Below are 1119 nucleotides of genomic sequence, written 5' to 3'. Positions count from 1 at the left end.
GGGCACCGCACAGGTCGGTGACCGCCTCGGCGGCGCGGCGCAGTTCGCGCAGGTCGCGGGCGGGGGCCGGGTACCACTGCTGCCGGTGGTGCCAGCCGTGCACCGCGACCTCGTGGCCGCGCAGCACCAGTTCGCGGCCGAGCGCGGGGGCGCGTTCCAGCATCGCGCCGAGCAGGAAGAAGGTGGCCCGGGCGCCGAGGTCGTCCAGCGCGTCGAGGACGTACGGGGTGCTGCGCGGGTCCGGGCCGTCGTCGAAGGTCAGCGCGAGGTGGTGCGGGTCGGTCCCGTAGCCGGCGGTGCGGCGGGCCAGGGTGCGGCGCAGCGGTGGGAGGCGGACGACGGCGGGGGCGAGGTGCAGGAGCCCCAGGCCCGCGGCGGCGATCGACGACCGGATCAGTGCGGGCCTGATCGGTGCGGGCCGGACCGGCGTGCTCATCCGAAGCGGGCGGCCAGGCGCCGGAAGACGCCGGGTGCGACGCCGTGGACGCGGGCCGGGAGGCCGAGCCAGTGCGGGACGTAGAGGCGGTCCCGCTCGGTGGTGATGGTCGCGACGACGGTGTCCGCGACCCGCTCGGCCGAGACCGGGCGCGGCCGTTCCCGCTGGTAGGGGGTGCCGCGCCGGTCGAAGAAGGGGGTGTCCACCGGGCCCGGCAGCACCAGCCGCACGCCGACGCCGGTGCCGCGCAACTCGTACCAGAGGCTCTCCGCGAACATCGCCAGCCCGCCCTTGGTGGCCGAGTAGCCGGATTCGTCGCGCACGCCGACCTGTCCGGCCATCGAGCCGAGCAGCACGATCCGGCCGTGCCGGCGCTCCAGCATGCCGGGCAGCAGGTGGCGGACCAGGCGCAGCGGGGCGGCCAGGTTGACCTCGATCATCCGGTCCAGGGTGTCGGTGGGCGTCCGGGCGAACGGCCCGCGCCAGCCGAGGCCGGCGCTGGCGACCAGCGCGTCCACCCGGTCGGCGGTGGCGAGCGCGGCCTCGGCGAGGCGGCGGGGGCCGTCGGGCTTGCTCAGGTCCTCGGGCAGGGCGACTCCGCCGGTGCGCTCGGCCGCCTCGTCGAGTCGGGCCCGGTCGGTGCCGGAGAGCAGGGTCCGCCATCCGGCGGCGGCCAGGCGGGT

2 protein-coding genes are annotated in these 1119 nt (G+C 77.4%); both read right to left on the bottom strand.

From position 1 onward, the window contains the following. On the bottom strand, positions 1–436 hold a 436-nt coding region (locus tag J0670_RS38500; RefSeq protein ID WP_207817415.1), incomplete at its 3' end, for a polysaccharide deacetylase family protein. Continuing rightward, the coding region (locus tag J0670_RS38495) for an SDR family oxidoreductase (protein WP_207817414.1) at positions 433–1119 on the bottom strand (687 nt) is incomplete at its 5' end. The genes J0670_RS38500 and J0670_RS38495, both read right to left, overlap by 4 nt.

The sequence above is a fragment of the Streptomyces sp. FH025 genome (genome assembly GCF_017427025.1).
Taxonomy (GTDB): Bacteria; Actinomycetota; Actinomycetes; order Streptomycetales; family Streptomycetaceae; genus Kitasatospora.
This window is presented reverse-complemented; position numbering and strand designations above follow the sequence as displayed.